The sequence below is a fragment of the Shimwellia pseudoproteus genome, assembly GCF_016415625.1.
In the GTDB taxonomy this organism is placed as follows: domain Bacteria; phylum Pseudomonadota; class Gammaproteobacteria; order Enterobacterales; family Enterobacteriaceae; genus Shimwellia; species Shimwellia pseudoproteus.
Map to the genome: position 1 here is coordinate 1 of NZ_WBXP01000105.1, position 2,475 is coordinate 2,475.

General features: G+C 38.9%; 2 pseudogenes. Both read right to left on the reverse strand.

The features are described 5' to 3' along the window. Positions 1 to 100: 100 nt before the first annotated feature. A pseudogene (locus F9C28_RS19865) lies at positions 101 to 511 on the reverse strand (glucosyl transferase); the annotation flags it as partial. Between the two features lie 14 nt (positions 512 to 525). Beyond that, positions 526 to 2,379 (reverse strand): annotated as a pseudogene (locus F9C28_RS19870) (peptidase domain-containing ABC transporter); the annotation flags it as partial. Positions 2,380 to 2,475 lie beyond the last annotated feature (96 nt).

Below are 2,475 nucleotides of genomic sequence, written 5' to 3' on the forward strand. Positions count from 1 at the left end.
TTGAACTTTTGCTTTGTCACAGGATGTCGCTACAGGGTCAGGAGTGTGGTGATCTGATCCTAATTTCGGCTAAAAGTTCGATTTATTCAACAAAGCCCATTTGAATATGAATAGGGGTATGAGCGAATCCAACAGTTTGCATGACCGAGGGGATATCATATTTGGCGGCAAGCAGCGAACCTACTAGACCCAGAGGTGGATATACGATCAAATCGGGGCGCCATTGTCCAGAAAAATCAATCAAGCTGTCTGCCATCTCATCACTGAAAAATGAGAAATTACCAAAAATATTTCCTCTTTTTCTGAGATTTTCTTGATGTAAATATCCAGCCTCTGAATCAAGTTCAGGAGCGGCATCGAATACTGTAAGACCGGAATTCGCAGCTTTTTTTGCTAATTTACCTGAGCTGGCAATGATAACTTCATACCCACTGACTCGGAAAGCCTGAGCAAGTGAAATTACTGGATATAGTAAGCCATACAACGGAGGTCCAATAAAAAGAATACGCACAATAATACCCCTTACTAAATTTTTAATTCGTTTGATGAAAAAATTGTAATAACCCTGTCAACTGTTCTTAATGTAGAATCTCTATGAGAAATAATAACTCTTGTAATATTCATTCTCTTTATGGCCTGGTTCACAAAACGTTCACTATCTGTGTCAAGTGAACTGGTTGCCTCATCCATAAATAAAACTCCTGGTTTGCGGTACAAAGCCCTAGCAATAAAGATACGTTGTTTTTGTCCTCCTGAAATCCCCTCTCCCAATTCTCCTATAAGTGTTTCATAACCCATTGGCATTTTCATTATAACATCATGAATATAACTAGCTTTACAACACTCGATCATCCAGTCTTCATCGATTACTTCTGCGAAGCCACAAATGTTATCCCTGACTGAGCCGGAAAAGAGTCTGTCATCCTGCATTACACAAGCTATCATTTTGTGATAATTATTTATTCCCATCTGCCTGATATCAGTACCATTCACTAATACTTCACCAGAACTTGGTTCAAACAACCCACATAATACTTTCATTAAAGTTGTCTTTCCTGTACCAGATGGACCAGTTATGGCTACACTTTCCCCAGGATTTATCGAGATACATAAATTACTAAACATAGGTATAGACTGAAAGTCATATTGATAACTTAAATCCGTTGTTTGCAGAGATAACGGAGAAATATCTTCCGAAACATAAAGATCTGCTTTTCTCTCTTCTTTTTCGTGTAATGCGATATCAGCGATACGTTCATTATGCAAACTCATCATTCTCAGTTGTAGAAGAAAATTTGTCAGTGATACTATCCGATCAGAAAACTGTCCACGGAAAGATGCGAAAGCTACAAACATTCCAATAGTCAGTTGGTTATCTATTACAAGACGGGTCCCCAGCCATAAAATTGTAACCTGATCACAAGCAGCAATAAATGTATTAATCCCACCAAAGAGCAAATCCATTTTTGTTAATTTAATGCCAGAATTGATAGCATCAATTTTTAAGTTAAGCCAGTGTGTACATCGTCGTTCAGTCATACCCTGAACTTTAACACTAGCAATACTGTAAAGTGTTTCCATAAAATAGGAGTTAGCTCTCGCCCCCCTGACAATAGCTTCCTCCGATACCTGCCGGTAATAATTGTAAGTTATTAAGCGAACTAATATATAAACCATGGTAAATCCGAGAACAACCCATGTTAGATACCCTCCGTAAAGTAGCATCATAACGAAAACACCTACCACCATAATACCGTCCATGATGGCCCCCAACAAACTGGTTGTGAAGGTAGCTCTCAGAGCATCAAGAGAGCCAAAACGCGACTGGATATCTCCCAATTTTCGGCGTTCAAAATATGATAACGGAAGTCTGAGTAGATGATTAAACAGACCTGACTGCCACTGTACGTTTATAAGAGCCCCCATTACCAATGAGGACCAAGCGCGAAGCGCCCCCGTTGCAGCTCTGAGAAAAATAAAAAAAATTAAACCAGCAGAAATAAGCGTGAGCAGCCCTTTATCACCGGCTGGAATAGCATGATCCATAACCAGTTGCATACATACTGGCATCAACAGATTAATTACTTCAATAACAATTGATAGGCATAATATTTTTGAAAGCGTACTTTTAATACCGTAAATACTATTAATAAGATAGCGTAGACTTATGCGATTTTGTTTTGTTTCTGCTAAAAATTCACTACCTGGCCAGAACTCAAGAGCGACCCCTGTAAAATATTGAGACATTTCCTCTAGTCCGACATTTATTCTTCCTCTAGCAGGATCGTGCAATACAAATCTGTTACGCTTTACACTAACTAGTACTACAAAATGGTTAAAGTCCCAGTGGATAATACATGGTGTTTTAAGAGCACTAAGGGCTTTGTTGAATAAATCGAACTTTTAGCCGAAATTAGGATCAGATCACCACACTCCTGACCCTGTAGCGACATCCTGTGACAAAGCAAAAGTTCA